Origin of the sequence: Streptomyces sp. Ncost-T10-10d (assembly GCF_900091955.1) — a bacterium.
Taxonomy (GTDB): domain Bacteria; phylum Actinomycetota; class Actinomycetes; order Streptomycetales; family Streptomycetaceae; genus Streptomyces.
Genome location: NZ_FMDF01000143.1, coordinates 18634 through 37628, shown reverse-complemented (window position 1 = coordinate 37628; position 18995 = coordinate 18634). Strand labels below are relative to the sequence as shown.

The following is an 18995-nucleotide window of genomic DNA, read 5'->3' as shown; positions in this document are numbered from 1 at the left end:
GGTGAGCCGACGGGAAGTACGAGAAGTGCGCGGAACGGGGTGAAGAGTGTCAGCCGGAAGACGGTCCTGTCAGGACCGCGTCAACAAGTTGGCCGGAAGTCGTCCGTTGCCGTAAAGGTCATGTTCGTTAAGCGGACGTTTCGCCGATCATCACCGCGATGCCGTCCAGCGTCCATTGCAGCCCGAATTCGAAGAGTGAGTCCAGGTCGAGCTCGAACTCATCGTGTTCGAAAAGCGAGTTGAGGAACGGGTAGTCGCCACTGGCCGAGATGGCATTGAACCGTGGCTCATTTCTTACCATCCACTCTGCGGCGGACAGCCCGGTGTCCTGACGCGCCTGTGTCTCCATGTCGCCGGCCATGGCAAGTCCCTGGACGTGGGCGAAAAGGGAGAGATGGATGTGCAGCTTCGTGTACGGCGGTAGCCCGGTGCCGGCCAGGGCGTGCAGAACCCACTCCGTGTACCGCATCGCCTGCGGGGACGCTGTCGGCCGGGTGAAGGAAGCCACGGCCTGCGCCATCCACGGATGGCGCCCGTACGCCGACCGGAGCCACCGGGCGGCGAGTTCGAGTCCGGACCGCCAGTGGTGGGGCACGGCGCCCAGCGGGCGTTCACCGAAGATCTCGTCCGACATCAGCCGCACCAGCTCGGCCTTGCCCGGCACATGGCGGTACAGCGCCATGGTGGAGGTGGACAGCGTGGTCGCGACCCGGCGCATGGACACCGCGGGCAGCCCCTCGGCATCGGCCAGTTCGATGGCGGTACGCACCATGCGCTCACGGCTCAGGGCGGGACCGCTCCCCGGGGCGGCGAGCCCCGCAGCGCGACGCTCGACGACGACCGTGCCGACGCCCGGCACCGCTCGTACGAGACCTTCGCCGCGCAGCACCGACAGCGCCTTGGTGGCGGTCGCCATGGCGACCCCCCACTGCAGGACGATCGCACGCGTGGAGGGCACCCGGTCGCCCGGGGCGAGCTCGCCGGAGACGATCCGGCGACGGATCTCACCGGCGATACCGAGGTAGGGCGGTTCGGTCTGCACGGATGCACTGTACTAGTGCACCGGAAACGGCGTACGCCCCGTCAACTCCCTGAATACGAGGGGCTGTACGCGGACTCCGGGAGGTGCACTACGGCGGTGATTGCGGTGTACGCGCCGAGACTGCTGTGCTCCCGGCATGACCTCAGGACCGCACACCCCGGCACCGCCCGTATCCGCCTGCGCAACCGGCGCGCCCGAGCCCGCCGCCCCACGCGCCGGACGCCGCGAATGGACCGCGCTCGGCGCCGCACCGCCCGAGCGCGCGGGCTCTGCTGCCGCCGTCCTCGAATCGGGTCAGGAGCTCGGCGGCGCCCTGGGGATGGCGCTGCTCGGTTCGGTCGGCGCCGCCGTGTACGGCCGGGGTATGAGCAGTACGGTGCCCGCCGTACCCGACGCCGCGCGGGAGACCCTGTCAGGCGCGGTCGCGGTGGCCCGGCAGTTTCCGTACCAGCTGCGGGAAACGGTGCTCTCCGCCGCTTTTCGGGCCTTCACCCACAGCATGAACATGGCCGCGGCCGGTGCCGCCGTCGCGATGGGCGGTGCCGCCGTTCTCTCCGTCGCCCTGCTCCGGGGCACGGGTTCCGTACCGGCCGACGGAGCGGGCAGCGGCGCGCGCACCGAGGGGGAGCGACGGCCGCGGTGAAGTGCCGCAGCCCCGTGCGGAGCCGGGTGCGTCAGCGGGTGGTGAGCACCATCCGGAAGCGGGCGGTACCGGACATCATCTTCTGGTAAGCCTCGGTGGCCCCGTCCAGCGGCACGGTCTCGATCATCGGGCGGATGCCGTGCAGGGCGCTGAACGCCATGGTGTCCTGTACGTCCTGCGCGGTGCCTGACGGGTGGCCCCGGACCACCTTGCCGTTCATGAGCAGCTGAGTCGGGCTGATCCCCAGCGGCTCGGGGTCCGCGCCGATGACCACCAGCTCACCGCGGGGGGCGAGCCCTTCCACGGTCGCCGTGATTGCCCCGGAGTTGGCGGCGGTGGCCAGGACGACACTGGCGCCGCCGAGGGTCTGCAGCGCGTCCGCGACGGAGGTGTCCGCCGTGCTGTCGATGTAGTGGTGCGCGCCGAGCTCCTTGGCGAAGTCGGCCTTGGCGGCTCCGCGGGCGATAGCCACGGTCTCGAAGCCCATCGCGACCGCGTACTGCACCCCCAGGTGGCCGAGGCCGCCGATGCCCAGCACGGCGACCAGGTCACCCGGCCGGGCGGAGCTGCGCCGCAGCCCGTTGTACGTGGTCACTCCCGCACAGGCCATGGGCGCCGCATCGGTCGCCGCCAGTGCGTCGGGGATCCGGGCCAGGGCGTCCGCCGGTGCGATCACCGTCTCGGCGTAGCCACCGTCGTACGCCCATCCGGGGACCTTCAGGTTCCGGCACACGACGAAGTCGCCCTGTCTGCAGGGTGTGCAGTGGCCACAGCTGCCGCCGAACCAGCCCACCGCCACGCGGTCGCCCACCTGCCATGCGTTCTGCGTTCCCTCACCGAGCTCCTCGATCCGGCCGGCGATCTCGTGCCCGGGGACCACCGGGAACCGTACGCCCGGGAGTGCGGCGTTCACGAAGAGGGAGTCGCTGTGGCAGACCCCGCAGGCATCGACGGCCACCCGTACGTGGCAGGGGCCCGGCTGCGGCACCTCGCGCTCGACGATCTCGAACGGACCGGCGGCGGTGGCGACCTGCGCGGCTCGGTAGACGCTCATCTTGATCTCTCCCGGATACGGGTGGACGGCCCCCGGACCAGCAGACCAGCTCCGGCCCGATCGCGCGCGCCGAGTGGTGCAGGCGGGTGCGGCCCCGCCGGGCGTAGCGCCGGAACCGAGGTTCTACGCCCGTGTAGGGATCGCGGATTCGTGAGCATTGGATCCTGCGGGAACGTCGGAACTGCGCCGCGTGGGATCGCGCATGCCGAAGGGCGGCACCAACCCGGCAGGTCCGGTGCCGCCCTGTAAGACCATCGGCCTTCGGCCGATCCGGCGACCGTAGTTACTGACCGCATTCAGTGCCCACGGAATGGCGAGAGTGCTCAATCGCTGTCCATCTCGCACGGGTGGTGTCCATCAGAATGCGGAACCTACAGCCCGCCCCGTCATGCCAGGCTCTCCCGCCACGCCCGGTGGAGCCCGGCGAACCTGCCCGTGCCGCCGATGAGTTCGGACGGGGCGCCGTCCTCCACGATGCGCCCGTGCTCCATCACCAGGACCCGGTCCGCGATCTCCACGGTCGACAGACGGTGTGCGATCACGACCGCGGTGCGGCCGTGCAGCACCGTGTCCATGGCCCGCTGCACCGCCCGCTCGCCGGGGATGTCCAGGGAGCTCGTCGCCTCGTCGAGGATCAGGACGGCCGGGTTGGCCAGCAGGGCCCGTGCGAACGCGACCAACTGGCGCTGACCGGCCGAGATCCGGCCGCCCCTCTTGCGTACGTCCGTGTCGTATCCCTCGGGCAGTCCGGCGATGAAATCGTGTGCGCCGATCGCCTTGGCGGCCTGCTCGATCTCCTCACGGTTCGCGTCAGGGCTGCCGATCGCGATGTTCTCGGCGACGGTCCCGGAGAACAGGAACGCCTCCTGGGTCACCATCACCACACCCCGCCGCAGCTCGGGCACGGCCAGATCCCGCAGATCGGTCCCGTCCAGCAGCACCCGGCCGTCGGTCGGGTCGTAGAAGCGGGCCAGCAGCTTGGCGAGCGTCGACTTGCCCGCCCCCGTCGAGCCGACCACGGCCACGGTCTGGCCGGCCGGGACCGTCAGATCGAAGCGGGGCAGCACTTCGCCGCCCGTCCGGTAGGCGAACCGCACCGAGTCGAAGACGACCTCGCGGCCCGGGTGCTCACCCGTCAGGGCGGGCAGCTCCCGCGGATCCGACGTCTCGGGGACGGAAGGGGTCTGGGCGAGCAGGCCCGCGATCTTCTCCAGCGAAGCCGAGGCCGACTCGTAGGAGTTGAGGAACATGCCGAGCCGGTCGATCGGGTCGTACAGCCGGCGCAGATAGAGCACGGCCGCGGCCAGCACACCGAGCGCCAGGGTGCCCGACGCCACGCGGTACGCACCCCACAGCACGATCCCGGCGACCGCGGTGTTGGCGATCACCCGGGAGCCGACCACATAGCGCGCCATCTCCAGTATCGCGCCGCCGTTCTTCCAGGCGTGTGCGCTGTTGAGGTCCTCGAAGTGCCGGTCGTTGATGCGCTCGCGGCGGAAGGCCTGGACGGGACGGATGCCGTTCATCGACTCGGCGAACTTCACGATGACCGCGGCGATCGCCGTCGACCGCGCCGCGTAGAGCACTCCGGCCCGCTGCTGGTAGAGCCGTACCAGCAGATACAGGGGTACGAAGGAGAGCACCGCGACCGCGCCGAGACCGAAGTCCAGCCAGAGGAGGACCAGCGAGATGGAGACGAAGGACAGGACGATGCCGATCAGCTCCTGGAGCCCCTCGCTGAGCAGTTCCCGCAGCGACTCCACATCCGTGGTGGAACGGGAGATCAGCCGGCCCGAGGTGTAGCGCTCATGGAAGTCCACACTCAGCGCCTGTGCATGGCGGAAGATCCGCCCCCGCAGATCGAGCAGCACGTCCTGGTTGATCCGGGCGGAGGCCCGGATGAACGCGTACTGCATGGCCCCCGCGGCCACCGAGCACAGCGCGTACCCCACGGCCACCGCGATCAGAGGCCCGTAGTCCTTGTCCCGGAAGGCGGGCACACCGCTGTCGATGGCGTAGGCGACGAGCAGCGGGCCCGTCTGTACCGCCGCCTGCTGGATGAGCAGCAACAGCGCGGACACCAGCACCCGGCCCCGGTGCGGCCGGAGCAGCGACATCAGCAGTGTGCGGGTCGCACCACGGGGCGTGGGCAGATCGTCCCGGTCGAACTGATCACCGGCGCCGTCGGAGGGGGACGGTCCCTCGGGCTTCTTCCGGGCATCGCGCCGGTCGGCGGGCCCGGTCGTCGTCGTACTGGTCATCGGGTGCGGCCCTTCTCGGCAGGGACGTCCGGCACAAGGCGGTCCTCGTCGGACGGGTCGGGGAAGGCGTCCTCGGCAAAGGAACCTTCCTGTGCGCTTGTGGCGCCCGCCATCAGCCAGGCGTACTCCGCGCTGCCGCGCAGCAGTTCCTGATGGGTGCCGACAGCGGTGATCCGGCCCTCCGACAGCAGCGCCACCCGGTCCGCCAGCATCACGGTGGACGGACGGTGCGCGACGACGATCGCGGTCGTCTTTTCGAGTACGTGCCGCAGGGCGGCCTCCACCAGCGCCTCCGTGTGCACGTCCAGGGCGGAGAGCGGATCGTCGAGCACCAGGAAGCGTGGCCGGCCGACCACGGCGCGGGCCAGCGCGAGCCGTTGCCGCTGTCCGCCGGAGAGACTGAGTCCCTGTTCTCCGACCTGGGTGCCGATGCCCTCGGGCAGGTCGTACACGAAGTCGGCCTGCGCGACCGCGAGCGCCCGCCGCAGCTCTTCCTCCCCGGCGCCTTCGGCGCCCATCAGCACGTTCTCCCCGACGCTCGCCGAGAAGAGGGTCGGCTCCTCGAACGCCACGGACACCAGCTCGCGCAGCTCCTGCCGGGGCATGGCGGTGATGTCCCTGCCGTCCAGTGTGATCCGCCCCGCGGTCGCATCGTGCAGCCGCGGTACGAGCGCGGTGAGCGTCGTCTTCCCGGAACCCGTCGCCCCGACCAGGGCCATCGTCTCGCCGGGGCGGATGCGCAGATCGATCCGGGACAGTACGGGTGTGGAGCCGGCCTCGGCGTCGGGGTACCGGAACTCCACTCCCTCGAACACCATTTCGCCCTGAGTGGCCGTGTCCTTCGGCGCGCCGCCGTCGGCGGCGGCCATGTCGTCCTCCTCGGCCACATCCATCACTTCGAAGAACCGCTCGGTCGCCGTCGCCGACTCCTGGCTCATCGCCAGCAGGAAGCCGATCGACTCGATCGGCCACCGCAGCGCGAGCGCCGTGGAGAGGAAGGCGACCAGCGTGCCCGCCGAGAGCCCGCCGTCCGCGACCTGGACCGTGCCGAGGACCAGCGCCGCCCCGATGGCCAGCTCGGGGATCGTGGTGATGGCGGCCCAGATGCCTGCGAGGAGGCGGGCCTTGCCCAGCTCCGTGCTCCGAAGCCGCTGCGAGAGGGCACGGAACGCGAGGGCCTGGCTTCGGTGTCGGCCGAAGCCCTTGATGATGCGGATGCCGAGGACGCTCTCCTCGACGACCGTCGTCAGATCGCCGACCTGATCCTGCGCCTTGCGCGCCACGAGCGAGTACTTCGTCTCGAAGACCGCGCAGAGAATCACCAACGGGACCACCGGGGCGAGCAGCACCAGTCCCAGCGTCCACTGCTGCATCAGCAGAATGATGAAACCGATCAGGATCGTCGTTCCGTTGACCAGCAGGAAGGTCAGCGGAAAAGCCAGGAACATGCGCACCATCATCAGGTCCGTGGTCCCGCGCGAGAGCAACTGCCCCGACGGCCAGCGGTCGTGGAACGCCACCGGCAGCCGCTGCAGGTGCCGGTACAGGTCGGCCCGCATCGCCGCCTCGACCCCCGCCAGCGGCCGGGCCACCATCCACCGTCGCACCCCGAAGAGCGCGGCCTCGGCGAGGCCCAGCAACAGCAGATACAGCGCGCCGAGCCAGACGCCGCCCGGGTCGCGGCCCGCCACCGGGCCGTCGACGATCCACTTCAGTACGAGAGGGATCACCAGACCGATACAGGAAGCGACTATCGCGACCAGAGCTGCGCCGAACAGGCGCTTGCGTACCGGCTTCACATAGGGCCACAACCGCAGCAGGGAGCGCACGGTGGACCGGTCCTTGGGCTCTACACGTTCTTCGGGCATCACAGGCGAGCCTACGGTTCACCACTGACATCGCTCATGTGGTTTTTCGGCCGTCCGGCGGTGACGGAGCCTCATGACCGGCCCTGCGAACCGCTGGTCGTACCGCGTATCAACCGATCGGCCGATGCCGCTTCGAGCGCGATGGACGATGGTGCGGCGGCCCCCGCGACACGATGCTCGTAGGCATGGCAATCATCGAAGTGAACGGGGTGCACAAGGCCTACGCCGGGCGCCCTGCCGTGGACGGAGTGAGTTTCGCCGTCGACGAGGGGGAGATCTTCGGGATCCTCGGACCCAACGGCGCGGGCAAGACCACCACCGTCGAGTGCGTCGAGGGGCTGCGGGTTCCCGACGCCGGAACGGTCCGCGTCGCCGGTCTCGACCCCGTCGCCGACCACGACCGGGTCACCCGGCTGCTCGGCGCACAACTCCAGGAGAGCGAACTCCAGCCCAAGATCACCGTGGCCGAGGCTTTGGAGCTGTACAGCGCCTTCTACCCGGAGCCCGCCGACTGGCGCGCGCTGGCCGAACGGCTCGGTCTGCACACCAAGTACGACACCAGGTTCGCCAAACTGTCCGGCGGCCAGAAGCAGCGGCTGTCCATCGCGCTCGCCCTGGTCGGCAACCCGAAGGTCGTGGTCCTCGACGAGCTGACCACGGGTCTGGACCCGCGGGCCCGCCGGGACACCTGGAAGCTGATCGAAGACGTACGCGACAGCGGCGTGACGGTCCTCCTGGTCACCCACTTCATGGAAGAGGCCAACCGGCTCTGCGACCGTGTCGCCGTGATCGACAAGGGAAAGGTCGTCGCCCTCGACACCCCGTCCGGCCTGATCAGCAAGGCCGGCAGCGCCACGGTCATCTCCTTCACGCCTTCACAGCCGCTCGACGACACCGAGCTGGGCCTGCTGCCCGGGGCGGTCTCCGTCGAACAGAACGACGGCCGGATCGTCATCAACGGCACCGACGAGACGGTCAACGCGGTGATCTCGCTGCTGGCCCGCCACCGCATCACCGCACACCAGCTCCGCGTCACCGAGGCAACGCTCGACGACGCCTTCCTCGACCTCACAGAACAGGCGGCCTGAGATGACCACGGCGAACCCGGCCACGGCGACGGACACGCCGACCCCATGGGCGGCGGTGCTCAGGACCGAGACGCGGCTCTTCCTCCGCGAACCCGCCGGTCTGTTCTGGATCCTCGTCTTCCCGACCGCGCTGCTGACGATCCTCGGCCTGATCCCGTCCTTCCGGGCCCCCGACGAGGCGCTCGGCGACCGCCGCGTCGTCGATCTGTACGTACCGGTGTCGGTGCTGCTCGCCGTGATCATGGCCGGGATCGGGGCCATGCCGCCCGTCCTCACCGGCTACCGCGAGCGCGGGATCCTGCGCCGGATGTCGGCCACTCCGGTGCCGCCGTCCGCCCTGCTCACCGCGCAGATCGCCCTGCACGGCGCCGCGGCCCTCGGCTCCGCCGCGCTGGTGGTGACCGTCGGCCGCGCCGTCTTCGGCGTGAGGCTGCCCGGACAGCCCTTCGGCTACGTCCTGGCGCTGCTCCTGGCGACCGCGAGCGTCCTCGGCCTCGGCGCACTGCTGTGTGCGCTCTCCCGCACCACCAAGGCATCCTCCGCCATCGGCACGGTCGCCAACTTCGTGATGATGTTCACCGCCGGGGTCTGGATCCCGGTGCAGACCATGCCCGACACCCTCCGGCGCATCGTGGAGGTCACCCCGTTCGGCGCGGCCTCCCAGGCACTGGACCGGGCGGCGTCCGGCGGCTGGCCCGGCTGGGTACAGCTGGGCGTCATGGCGCTGTGGGCGGCCGTGGTGACCGGGCTGGCGACCCGGCTGTTCCGGTGGGAGTGAGCGTCCATGAGGGAGAATCCCCTCATGGACGCGGGGGGCACGGCACAGACGGGCACGACCGGAGCGACGACGGCCGCGCAGTGGTGGGAACGGTTCTTCCGGTACGGGCCGTACGGTCTGCTCGGCCTGGGCAGCATGGTCTCGGCCGTGACCGCCGGCCTCATCATGTCCCGCTCGGACGTGCACGTCACCGTGGCGCTGGTCCCGGTGGCGCTCGTCCTCCAGTTCTGGTGGGGGCGGGTCCGGCCGAGTGTTCCCGCGCGGTCGCGGGCGGCGCAGTTCTACTTCGTCGCACGGACGTTGCTCGCCGCCGTACTGACCTCGTGCAACCCGTTCTTCTCCATGTTCGCGGTTCTCGGCTACTTCGACGTCGGCCGGCTGCTTCCGCAACGGGCCATCCGCGCCGGGCTGCTGGTCACCGCCGTCATCATGGCGGGCGCGCAGTCCGGCAGCGGCCTCCCGCCGGCCGACCTCATGAACTGGGTCGCCTTCGGCGTCCTCTTCGCCCTGCACGCCACGCTCACCATGGTCTTCGCCCAGATCGGCGACCGGGAGGCCGAGCAGACCCGTGCCCAGGTCGACACCATCGCGGAACTGGAGTCCGCCAACGCACGCCTCGAACAGGCCATGGCGGAGAACGCGGGCCTGCACGCCCAACTTCTCGTCCAGGCACGCGAAGCGGGCGTCGCCGACGAGCGGCGCCGACTGGCCGCCGAGATCCACGACACTCTCGCGCAGGGCCTGACCGGCATCATCGCCCAGCTCCAGGTGGTGACCTCGATCGCCGACACCGACCCCGCGCTGGCCCGACAGCACCTCGATCGCGCCGCCGCCCTCGCCCGGCACAGCCTGGGGGAGGCGCGCCGCTCGGTACACGATCTGGTCCCCGCCGCACTGGAGCACGACGACCTCCCCGGCGCCCTGAAGAAGACGGTCACCGGCTGGGGGGAACGTCACGGGGTCCGGGCCGAGTTCACCGTCACCGGTACCGTCGAGCCGCTCCACGACGAGATAGCCGCCACCCTGCTCCGTATCGCCGAGGAAGCCCTCGCCAACGCCGGCCGCCATGCCGGGGCCTCACGGGTCGGCATCACCCTGTCCTTCATGGGCGACGAACTCACGCTGGACGTACGGGACGACGGCTGCGGCTTCGATCCTGCCGCCCTGCCGCCGTACGGCGGCGCGGGCGGTTTCGGGCTCGGCGGCATGCGGGCCCGTGCCGAACGCATCGCGGGCACCGTGGAGGTGGAGACGGAGCCCGGCCGCGGCACGGCGGTCTGTGCCCGGGTGCCGCTGGTTCAGCACAGCCGATGACCAGTACGGTTGGCCTGCCATGGCTGAGGATTCCGCACGCGTCATCACGCTCGTCGTCGTCGACGACCATCCCGTCGTACGGGACGGTCTGCGCGGCATGTTCGATTCTGCCCCCGGTTTCCAGGTCCTCGGGGAGGCGTCGAACGGGGTGGAGGGCGTCGAACTCGTGGCCCGGCTCGACCCCGATGTCGTCCTGATGGATCTGCGGATGCCGGGCGGCGGCGGGGTCGCCGCCATCGCCGAACTGACCGGGCGCGGGGCCCGGTCCAAGGTGCTCGTGCTGACCACGTACGACACCGACTCCGACACCCTCCCCGCGATCGAGGCCGGCGCGACCGGCTATCTGCTCAAGGACGCGCCCCGCGACGAGCTGTTCAACGCCGTCCGCGCCGCCGCCGACGGACGCACCGTGCTGTCGCCCGCCGTCGCCTCCCGCCTGATCTCACGCGTGCGCACCCCGTCGGCGCAGAACGAGTCGCTGTCGGGCCGGGAGCGCGAGGTGCTCGAACTCGTCGCGAAGGGCACCTCGAACCGTGAGATAGCCGCCGAGCTGTTCATCAGCGAGGCCACGGTGAAGACCCACCTCACCCATATCTTCGCCAAGCTGGGTGCCAAGGACCGGGCCGCCGCCGTCGCGGTCGGCTACGACCGCGGCATCCTCGGCTGACCCTCACTCCCTGACCCGCAGCAGCAGCACCGACCTGGCCGGTACGGTCAGCAGCCCGCCGCCCCGGTGGAGGGTGCCGGGTGCCACGGCCTGGTCCTCCCACGAGGTGTCCAGGACCAGTTCGTAACCCTGCGCCCACGGCGGCCCGGGAAGCCGGAAGTCGCTCGGTCGGTGGTCCGCGTGCAGGATCGCCAGAAAGCTGTCGTCCGTGACCGGTTCGCCGCGCGCGTCCCGGCCGGGGATGTCGCGTCCGGAGAGATAGAGCCCGACCGTCGCCGCCGGTGCGTACCAGTCCTCCTCCGTCATCTCCGCCCCCTGCCGGGTGAACCACGCCAGGTCCCGCAGCCCGTCCGCCGCCTGCGCCCGCCCGGAGAAGAAGGCGCGGCGGCGCAGCACCGGGTGTCTGTGGCGCAGGGTGAGAATCCGGGAGGTCAGCTCGGTCAGCGCCCGCCACTCGGGCCGGCCGAGCAGTGACCAGTCCAGCCAGCTGATCTCGTTGTCCTGGCAGTACGCGTTGTTGTTGCCGCCCTGCGTACGGCCCATCTCGTCGCCCGCGACCAGCATCGGCACGCCCGTCGACAGCAGCAGTGTGGTGAGCAGATTGCGCAGCTGACGGCGGCGCAGCGCGTTGACCGCGGGGTCGTCGCTCTCGCCCTCGGCGCCGCAGTTCCAGGCCCGGTTGTCCGAGGTGCCGTCCCGGTTGCCTTCGCCGTTGGCCTCGTTGTGCTTCTGCTCGTAGCTGACCAGATCGCGCATGGTGAAGCCGTCGTGCGCGGTGACGAAGTTGACCGAGGCGTACGGGCGCCGGCCGCCCCATGCGTACAGATCGCTGGATCCGGTCAGCCGGTAGCCGAGATCGCGTACGTCGGGCAGGGCGCCGCGCCAGAAGTCCCGTACGGCGTCCCGGTAGCGGTCGTTCCACTCGGTCCACAGCGCGGGGAAGGCGCCCACCTGGTAGCCGCCGTTGCCGACGTCCCACGGCTCGGCGATCAGCTTCACCCGGCGCAGTACCGGGTCCTGGGCGATCACCGCGAGGAAGGGGGAGAGCATGTCGACGTCGTGCATCGAGCGGGCCAGCGCGGCCGCCAGATCGAAGCGGAAGCCGTCGACGCCCATCTCCGTGACCCAGTAGCGCAACGAGTCCGTGATCAGCCGCAGGACGTGCGGCTGGACGACATGCAGGGTGTTGCCGCAGCCGGTGTAGTCCGCGTATCTGCGGGCGTCGGACTGGAGGCGGTAGTAGCCCCGGTTGTCGATGCCGCGCAGCGACAGCATGGGACCCAGCTCATTCGCCTCCGCCGTGTGGTTGTAGACCACATCGAGGATCACCTCGATCCCGGCGTCGTGCAGGGCCCGCACCATCCGCTTGAACTCGCCGACCTGCTGGCCCGCGGTCCCGCTCGCCGAGTAGCCGGCGTGCGGGGCGAAGTAGCCGATGGAGTTGTAGCCCCAGTAGTTGTGCAGGCCGCGCCGGAGCAGATGGTCCTCGTGGGCGAACTGATGCACCGGCAGCAGTTCCACCGCCGTGACCCCGAGCCGCTGCAGATGGCCGATGGCCGCCGGGTGGGCGAGACCGGCGTACGTGCCCCGCAGTTCCTCGGGGATTTCGGGGTGCAGCTTGGTGAAGCCGCGTACATGCAGCTCGTAGATGACGGAGTCCGCCCACGGGGTCTTGGGCCGGCGGTCCTGTGCCCAGTCGTCGTCGTCATGGACCACGACACCCTTCGGTACGTACGGAGCGGAGTCCCGTTCGTCGCGCACGGTGTCGGCGACCTGTTGGTGCGGCCAGTCCCTCACATGGCCGTACACCTCGGCCGGGAGGGTGAACGAGCCGTCCACGGCCCGTGCGTAGGGATCGAGGAGCAGCTTCGCCGCGTTCCATCGGGCGCCGGTCCAGGGGTCCCAGCGGCCGTGCACCCGGTAGCCGTACCGCTGACCCGGCCGTACGCCCGGCACGAAGCCGTGCCAGATCTCATGGGTCAGCTCGGTCAGCACCAGGCGTGTCTCGCTCCCGTCCTCGTCGAAGAGGCAGAGGTCGACGGCCTCCGCGCCGCCCGCCCAGAGCGCGAAATTGGTGCCCGCCACCCCGTCGGGGCCCACCCGGAAGCGGGCCCCGAGCGGCGTCGGGGCGCCGGGCCACACGGCGGGCGGCCGCCTCGGCACGGCCTCCCGCGCGCTCTCCGGCGCGGCCGTCGTCTCCGTCTCCTGCACTGCCTCCTGCTCGGCTGCGCTCGACACCTGCTCGCCTCCCGCGGCTCGTGGGGACCGGCACCGAAAGGGAGCGCGCGGCGTCCCGGCCGCGGCTCCCCGAGTGTGGTCCTCCCCTCTGTTCTGCCCACACGGGGGCCCGCACTCACGTTTCCCCCGACCGGCCCCCGTCGTCGGGGGGACGTGAACCACGTGGCGAAGAGGGCGGTGGCGAGCTCGGCCACCGTGCTGACACGGGCACCCGGTCAAGAACCGTGCGGCCGTGCGGAAGGCCATTCGGGTGGTCTCCGTTCCGGCGGTCGAGGTGGTGGGGCACTGGTTCGGCGACAGCCGCCTCGACTTCCGCCCCGCCGCCTGCCGGGCGCCGGGTACCGAGGTCACTGTCAGGGTGGGGCTGCGCGATGGGAGGGTGGCGGCAGCGACACCCCGGCCGCCTCGTTCTTCGACCGGACACTCATGGACAACCGGCGATGTGATCGAGGCCGTCAACTCCAAGGACAGCCAGGTGGCACCGGACAACGGGCTCGGAGGCCGGAATCCGAACCGGACCCGGTGGAAGGCCGGCTCGGCCCCTCCACTGAGGCCCCGTCGGATCCCCCGGGGCCTGTCCGGCGGATCAGGACACGGACAGCCGGCCGGCTCCGCTCCACCCGTACCGCGTGTCACCTGGTGAAGTGCCGGGACAAGTTGGGACTGAACGGTGACATCCGCGGGGTCATCTTCCCGCGATCGGTGTGATTATCTTTCGCTGAGCGCGCATGTGCCGCGCGCGGGGGCGGGGGCCTGCGGGCTCCCAGGGGTCTTGGCGGGGCCAGACCGTGTGAGGGGAGACGAGCACATTGAACGGGCAGCCGATATCGGGGACATCGGCCGGGGCGAACAGCGGACGGCGCGGGCGAGGGGCCACCGGACTGCTGGCTCTGGTACTGGGTGCGCTCCTGTTGCTGGTGACGGCGTGCGGTGGGGGAGACGACGCCGGCAGCGCGGGCAAGGACCGCCAGGGCGGGTCGAAGGCCGACGACACCACCGCCTCGCAGGCCGTGGTGACCATTGCGCCGAAGGACGGGGCGGACTCCGTCGCCACCAGCGGGGCACTGAAGATCTCCGCCGAGCAGGGGAAGCTGACCACGGTGAAGGTCGCCGGCCCCAAGGGCGCCGAGGTCGAGGGGAAGATCGCGGCGGACGGCACGAGCTGGACACCGGACCAGCATCTGGCCGCGGCGACCAAGTACACGGTCCACGCGGTCGCCAAGGACACGAAGGGCCGCGAGTCGGCGAAGGACACCAGCTTCACGACACTGGTCCCGCAGAACACCTTCATCGGGCAGTACACCCCGGAGGACGGTTCCACGGTCGGCGTCGGCATGCCCGTCTCGATCCACTTCACCCGTGGCATCACCGACCCGGCCGCGGTCGAGAACGCCATCAAGGTGACGGCCGAGCCGTCCGTACCGATCGAGGGCCACTGGTTCGGCAACGACCGCCTCGACTTCCGCCCCGAGGACTACTGGGCCGCGGGAACCAAGGTGACCATGAAGCTCAACCTCGACGGCGTCGAGGGGCGACCGGGCGTCTACGGCAAGCAGGCCAAGACGATCTCCTTCACCATCGGCCGCAAGCAGGTCAGCACCGTCGACGCGAGCACGCACCGGATGAAGGTCGTCCGCGACGACAAGCAGATCAAGGACATCCCGATCTCGGCGGGCGCCCCGGCGACCACCACGTACAACGGCCAGATGGTCATCAGCGAGAAGCTCAAGGTGACCCGGATGAACGGTGACACCGTCGGCTTCGGCGGCGAGTACGACATCAAGGACGTGCCGCACGCGATGCGCCTGTCCACCTCGGGGACCTTCATCCACGGCAACTACTGGGGTGGCTCCGGTGTCTTCGGCTCGGCCAACACCAGCCATGGCTGCGTCGGTCTCCAGGACGTGCGTGGCGCCTGGAGCAAGAAGACCTCGGCGGCCTGGTTCTTCGACAACTCGCTCATCGGCGACGTAGTGGTCGTGAAGAACTCGAAGGACAGGACGATCCAGCCGGACAACGGCCTCAACGGCTGGAACATGTCCTGGTCGGAGTGGACCAAGTAGCGCGCGCCGTACGGAGAGCGAGCGGGCCCGGTGCTGTGACCAACAGCACCGGGCCCGCTCGCGTTGGCCCCGGTTAACCTGCCTCACATGACCGCAACCCTCGAAGCAAGTGACGGCGTCGGCACGATCCTGCTGGACCGTCCGCCCATGAACGCCCTGGATGTCGCCACCCAGGACCGGCTGCGTGAACTCGCCGAGGAGGCGACCCGGCGCGACGATGTGCGTGCCGTGGTCCTCTACGGCGGCGAGAAGGTGTTCGCGGCGGGCGCGGACATCAAGGAGATGCAGGCGATGGACCACACGGCGATGGTCGTACGGTCCAAGGCGCTGCAGGACTCCTTCACCGCGGTGGCCCGGATCCCCAAGCCCGTCGTCGCCGCAGTCACCGGCTACGCGCTGGGCGGCGGGTGCGAGTTGGCGCTCTGTGCCGACTTCCGGATCGCCGCCGACAACGCCAGGCTGGGCCAGCCCGAGATCCTGCTCGGACTGATCCCCGGAGCGGGCGGCACCCAGCGCCTCGCCAGGCTGATCGGCCCCTCCCGGGCCAAGGACCTGATCTTCACCGGCCGCCATGTGAAGGCCGAGGAGGCCCTGACGATCGGTCTGGTGGACCGCGTGGTGCCCGCCGCCGAGGTGTACGAGCAGGCGCACGCCTGGGCCGCCAAGCTGGCGAAGGGGCCCGCCCTCGCGCTGCGCGCCGCCAAGGAATCCGTCGACGCCGGCCTGGAGACGGACATCGACACCGGGCTCACGATCGAGCGGAACTGGTTCGCCGGTCTGTTCGCCACCGAGGACCGGGAGCGCGGTATGCGCAGCTTTGTGGAAGAGGGTCCGGGCAAGGCCAAGTTCCTCTGACCGAACGCCAGTTGGGGGCAGAGCGACGCGGGTTCATCCGTGTGGGCGGATCGGCTGGGCCTTGAGGGTCCCTTGAGGCCCAGCCGATCGAAGAGGCCGGCAACCTCGCTCGGAGGCGTTATCTGTGCAGGTCGGAGGGGGTGCGCCGGGTCGCATTCTGCCAGTGGCATATGCCTACCGATCTCTCCGGAATGATGCATTCCGGGGTGCGGATTCCTTTGGAACGGCCCCGGAGTGCTCGTCTTGCGGCCATGATGGTGTGCATGGCGGGCCTGGAGGGTGTGGAACAGCCGCGACCGCGCAGCGGCGCGACCGCGGCACGCTGGATGCCGGCGGTCGATGACGAACAGGCGTTCAAAGCGCTGGAGTTGTTCGGAAACCCGGCGGAGGGTGAAGTCCGGCTGCCGTCCCGCCCGGAGTCCGCGGCCACCGCCCGAAGACTCACCTCGTGTGTGGTGCTGCGGCAGTGGGCGCTCTCCCCGCATACCGCCGAATACGCCGTGCTGCTCGTCTCCGAGCTCGTCGGCAATGCGGTACGGCACACCGGTGCCCGGGTATTCGGGTTGCGTATGCTGCGCCGTCGCGGCTGGATCCGGATCGAGGTGCGCGACCCCTCGCGTGGACTGCCGTGTCTGATGCCCGTCCAGGAGATGGACATCAGCGGCCGGGGGCTTTTCCTCGTCGACAAGCTCTCCGACCGGTGGGGCGTGGATCTGCTGCCGCGCGGCAAGACCACCTGGTTCGAGATGCGGATCTCCGACCACTGACCCCCGGCGGGCTCGTGCCCGGATGCACAGAAGCCCCCGGTCTGCCGTGGTGCGGCGCTTCGGGGGCTGCTGTGTGGGGGCCGTGAAATGGGGGGTGTGTTCACGGCCGCTTGTGACGACCGGGCTCGGGTCGATGCGGTCGTGTCGCCAACTATGGCAGACGGGCGACCTCACCGCCAAAGGTGCAAATGGGGCATTTGCGGCCACAATGTGGCACTCGTCAGGTGAATCGCAGGTGTGATGGGTCACTTGCCTGGAAAACCATGAATATTTATGAGATTCGGTGAGCGATTCATTCATGTCACCCAAATGCTCGGATATTGTCACTCTGTGTGCGTCTTGCCCCTATTGTTCTTCGCATGAACGCCTCCGACACACCGGTGCGCCGCCGCAGCGCTCTGCGCGCGGGAGCAGGGGCCGCCATCGCCGGTGCCCTCACCGCCGGATGCGCGGACCGCGGCGACGCCGCCGGTACGTCGGCCAGAACCGTCCCGACCGCGGTGAGCCCGAAGAACCCCGTCACCGCGACCACCCGGCCCGCGGCCCCGCACCCCGCGCCCGCCCCGCACCGCTTCCCCGGGCAGCCGGTCCAGATCGACCACGGTCCCCGCGACCGCGCCCGCGTCGCCCTCACCTTCCACGGCCAGGGCGACCCCGCCATCGCCCGGACCGTCCTCGCCGAGGCCGAACGGGCCCACGCCCGGATCACCGTCCTCGCCGTCGGCAGCTGGCTCGACGAACACCCCGAGATGGCCCGCCGCATCCTCGACGGCGGCCACGACCTCGGCAACCACACCCAGCGCCACATCGACATCTCCTCGATGGGCGAGGACGAGGCGTACGCGGAGATCACCGGCTGCGCCCAGCGGCTGCGCCGGCTCACCGGCTCCATCGGCACCTGGTTCAGGCCCTCCCGCACCCGGTACGCCACCCCGCTCGTCCAGCGGCTCGCCGCCAGGGCGGGCTACCCGCACGTCCTCTCGTACGACGTGGACTCCCTCGACTTCACCTCTCCCGGCGCCGCGGCCGTCACCCGCAAGGTGGCCGGGGAGATCCGCAACGGATCGGTGGTGAGCCTGCATTTCGGCTACGCGGACACGGTCGCCGCCCTGCCTCTCCTCCTCACCGAAATCGACCGCCGCCGACTGCGCGCGGTGACGACCACGGAGCTGCTGACCTGATGCCTCCCTCCACCAAGCTCACCGCGGCCCTGCTCGGGGGCGTCCTGCTGGCGGTACTCACCGGCTGTGGCGCTTCCGCCGAGAAGGGGCATGCCGAGGCCGCCGCACCGTCCGCCAGAGCGAACCCCGCGCTGGCCGGCATGCCACCGGTGCTCGACGTCAAGGACGTCTACGCGGCCGACCGGCCCGGGAAGCTCTCCCCGGTCGTCAAGGACTTCCCGTCCCGGGTGTACGTCCCCAACACCAACTCCGACACGGTGTCGGTGATCGACCCCGCGACGTACAAGGTCATCAGGACCATCAAGGTCGGCCGTCAGCCGCAGCACGTCGTCCCGTCCTGGGACCTGAAGACCCTCTGGGTCAACAACGACATCGGTGACAGCCTCACGGCCATCGATCCGGCCACCGGGAAGGTGAGCCGCACGGTGCCCGTCTCCGACCCGTACAACCTCTACTTCACACCGGACGGCAAGTACGCCGTGGTGATGGCCTCGATGGACCGCCAATTGGTCTTCCGCGACGCCCACACCATGAAGACGGCCAAGACCGTCCCGGTCAGCTGCGCGGGCGTCAACCACGCCGACTTCTCCATGGACGGCCGGTACTTCATCGTCTCCTGCGAGTTCTCCGGCGAACTCCTCAAGGTCGACACGGCGCGGATGAAGGTCGTCGGCCGACAGAAGCTGCCGTTCAACGGCGCGATGCCGCAGGACGTGAAGCTGTCACCCGACGGCGGCACGTTCTACATCGCGGACATGATGGCCAACGGGGTGTGGGTGCTGGACGGGAAGAAGTTCACCACCCCGAAGCTGCTGCCCACCGGCAAGGGTGCGCACGGCCTCTACGTCAGCCGTGACTCCAAGGAGATGTACATCTCCAACCGGGGCGAGGGCTCCATCTCCGTCTTCGACTTCGCACAGCGCAAACTGGCGAAGAAATGGCGCCTGCCGAACGGCGGCAGCCCCGACATGGGCGGAGTCTCGGCGGACGGCAAGGTCCTCTGGCTGAGCGGGCGTTACAACTCCGAGGTGTACGCGATCGACACCGCCAGCGGCAAACAGCTCGCCCGGATCCCGGTGGGCAAGGGCCCGCACGGACTCGCCGTCTACCCGCAGCCGGGCCGCTACTCACTCGGCCACACCGGCGTCTTCCGCTGACGGCCCGGCGCCGGCCACG

General features: G+C 70.1%; 15 protein-coding genes and 1 pseudogene. 11 read left to right on the top strand and 5 right to left on the bottom strand.

Annotation, left to right across the window (positions count from 1 at the left end; all coding sequences use genetic code 11):
* Positions 1–127: 127 nt before the first annotated feature.
* Entirely contained in the window at positions 128–1042 is a 915-nt protein-coding gene (locus tag GA0115254_RS24425; protein WP_093897424.1) for a TetR/AcrR family transcriptional regulator C-terminal domain-containing protein, read from the bottom strand.
* A gap of 136 nt (positions 1043–1178) precedes the next feature.
* Here GA0115254_RS24425 and GA0115254_RS24420 point away from each other — a divergent pair, with 136 nt between their 5' ends.
* On the top strand, positions 1179–1685 hold the full coding sequence (locus GA0115254_RS24420; RefSeq protein WP_256102752.1) for a hypothetical protein: 507 nt from the start codon (positions 1179–1181) through the stop codon (positions 1683–1685).
* Between the two features lie 31 nt (positions 1686–1716).
* Here GA0115254_RS24420 and GA0115254_RS24415 read toward each other — a convergent pair whose 3' ends face one another.
* The 3 genes from GA0115254_RS24415 to GA0115254_RS24405 all read right to left on the bottom strand — a co-directional run bounded on the left by GA0115254_RS24415 (position 1717) and on the right by GA0115254_RS24405 (position 6868).
* Entirely contained in the window at positions 1717–2739 is a 1023-nt protein-coding gene (locus GA0115254_RS24415) for an alcohol dehydrogenase (protein ID WP_093897423.1), read from the bottom strand.
* Between the two features lie 386 nt (positions 2740–3125).
* Complete coding sequence (locus GA0115254_RS24410; protein ID WP_093897422.1) at positions 3126–5000, bottom strand: ABC transporter ATP-binding protein; 1875 nt, start codon at positions 4998–5000, stop codon at positions 3126–3128.
* Positions 4997–6868 carry an ABC transporter ATP-binding protein gene (locus GA0115254_RS24405; protein WP_093897421.1) on the bottom strand — a complete coding sequence of 624 codons (1872 nt, stop codon included), beginning with the start codon at positions 6866–6868 and terminating at the stop codon, positions 4997–4999. The genes GA0115254_RS24410 and GA0115254_RS24405 overlap by 4 nt, the downstream gene beginning before the upstream one ends.
* A 185-nt stretch (positions 6869–7053) precedes the next feature.
* On the opposite strand from GA0115254_RS24405, the gene GA0115254_RS24400 reads away from it, so the two are divergent.
* The 4 genes from GA0115254_RS24400 to GA0115254_RS24385 are packed head-to-tail and all read left to right on the top strand — an operon-like array spanning position 7054 to position 10715.
* Positions 7054–7956, top strand: a complete 903-nt coding sequence (locus GA0115254_RS24400) for an ABC transporter ATP-binding protein (RefSeq protein WP_093897420.1) — start codon at positions 7054–7056, stop codon at positions 7954–7956.
* A 1-nt stretch (position 7957) separates the two neighbouring features.
* Positions 7958–8734, top strand: coding sequence for an ABC transporter permease (locus GA0115254_RS24395; protein ID WP_093897419.1), 777 nt, complete (start codon positions 7958–7960; stop codon positions 8732–8734).
* 6 nt (positions 8735–8740) lie between these two features.
* Complete coding sequence (locus GA0115254_RS24390; protein ID WP_370740937.1) at positions 8741–10048, top strand: sensor histidine kinase; 1308 nt, start codon at positions 8741–8743, stop codon at positions 10046–10048.
* A gap of 19 nt (positions 10049–10067) precedes the next feature.
* On the top strand, positions 10068–10715 hold the full coding sequence (locus tag GA0115254_RS24385) for a response regulator (protein ID WP_093897454.1): 648 nt from the start codon (positions 10068–10070) through the stop codon (positions 10713–10715).
* A 3-nt stretch (positions 10716–10718) separates the two neighbouring features.
* Here GA0115254_RS24385 and glgX read toward each other — a convergent pair whose 3' ends face one another.
* Complete coding sequence (gene glgX, locus GA0115254_RS24380) at positions 10719–12953, bottom strand: glycogen debranching protein GlgX (protein ID WP_093897417.1); 2235 nt, start codon at positions 12951–12953, stop codon at positions 10719–10721.
* A 211-nt stretch (positions 12954–13164) separates the two neighbouring features.
* On the opposite strand from glgX, the pseudogene GA0115254_RS47750 reads away from it, so the two are divergent.
* From GA0115254_RS47750 to GA0115254_RS24355, 6 genes and pseudogenes are all read left to right on the top strand, one after another.
* Positions 13165–13326, top strand: a pseudogene (locus tag GA0115254_RS47750) (Ig-like domain-containing protein); the annotation flags it as partial.
* Between the two features lie 436 nt (positions 13327–13762).
* Entirely contained in the window at positions 13763–15016 is a 1254-nt protein-coding gene (locus GA0115254_RS24375; RefSeq protein ID WP_093897416.1) for a L,D-transpeptidase, read from the top strand.
* Between the two features lie 87 nt (positions 15017–15103).
* On the top strand, positions 15104–15871 hold the full coding sequence (locus GA0115254_RS24370) for an enoyl-CoA hydratase/isomerase family protein (RefSeq protein ID WP_093897415.1): 768 nt from the start codon (positions 15104–15106) through the stop codon (positions 15869–15871).
* Positions 15872–16122: 251 nt separating this feature from the next.
* Positions 16123–16638, top strand: coding sequence for an ATP-binding protein (locus GA0115254_RS24365; RefSeq protein WP_093897414.1), 516 nt, complete (start codon positions 16123–16125; stop codon positions 16636–16638).
* Between the two features lie 359 nt (positions 16639–16997).
* Complete coding sequence (locus tag GA0115254_RS24360) at positions 16998–17819, top strand: polysaccharide deacetylase family protein (RefSeq protein WP_093897413.1); 822 nt, start codon at positions 16998–17000, stop codon at positions 17817–17819.
* Entirely contained in the window at positions 17819–18976 is a 1158-nt protein-coding gene (locus tag GA0115254_RS24355; protein ID WP_093897412.1) for a YncE family protein, read from the top strand. Before GA0115254_RS24360 ends, GA0115254_RS24355 begins: the two co-directional genes overlap by 1 nt.
* Positions 18977–18995 lie beyond the last annotated feature (19 nt).

Excerpts from the sequence above, each read along its gene's own strand:
- GA0115254_RS24390 (WP_370740937.1), top strand. The coding sequence starts at position 8,741 with ATGAGGGAGAATCCCCTCATGGACGCGGGGGGCACGGCACAGACGGGC.
- GA0115254_RS24385 (WP_093897454.1), top strand. The coding sequence starts at position 10,068 with ATGGCTGAGGATTCCGCACGCGTCATCACGCTCGTCGTCGTCGACGAC.
- GA0115254_RS24400 (WP_093897420.1), top strand. The coding sequence starts at position 7,054 with ATGGCAATCATCGAAGTGAACGGGGTGCACAAGGCCTACGCCGGGCGC.
- GA0115254_RS24355 (WP_093897412.1), top strand. The coding sequence starts at position 17,819 with ATGCCTCCCTCCACCAAGCTCACCGCGGCCCTGCTCGGGGGCGTCCTG.
- GA0115254_RS24370 (WP_093897415.1), top strand. The coding sequence starts at position 15,104 with ATGACCGCAACCCTCGAAGCAAGTGACGGCGTCGGCACGATCCTGCTG.
- GA0115254_RS24395 (WP_093897419.1), top strand. The coding sequence starts at position 7,958 with ATGACCACGGCGAACCCGGCCACGGCGACGGACACGCCGACCCCATGG.
- GA0115254_RS24365 (WP_093897414.1), top strand. The coding sequence starts at position 16,123 with ATGATGGTGTGCATGGCGGGCCTGGAGGGTGTGGAACAGCCGCGACCG.
- GA0115254_RS24360 (WP_093897413.1), top strand. The coding sequence starts at position 16,998 with ATGAACGCCTCCGACACACCGGTGCGCCGCCGCAGCGCTCTGCGCGCG.
- GA0115254_RS24405 (WP_093897421.1), bottom strand. The coding sequence starts at position 6,868 with ATGCCCGAAGAACGTGTAGAGCCCAAGGACCGGTCCACCGTGCGCTCC.
- GA0115254_RS24410 (WP_093897422.1), bottom strand. The coding sequence starts at position 5,000 with ATGACCAGTACGACGACGACCGGGCCCGCCGACCGGCGCGATGCCCGG.
- GA0115254_RS24415 (WP_093897423.1), bottom strand. The coding sequence starts at position 2,739 with ATGAGCGTCTACCGAGCCGCGCAGGTCGCCACCGCCGCCGGTCCGTTC.
- GA0115254_RS24420 (WP_256102752.1), top strand. The coding sequence starts at position 1,179 with ATGACCTCAGGACCGCACACCCCGGCACCGCCCGTATCCGCCTGCGCA.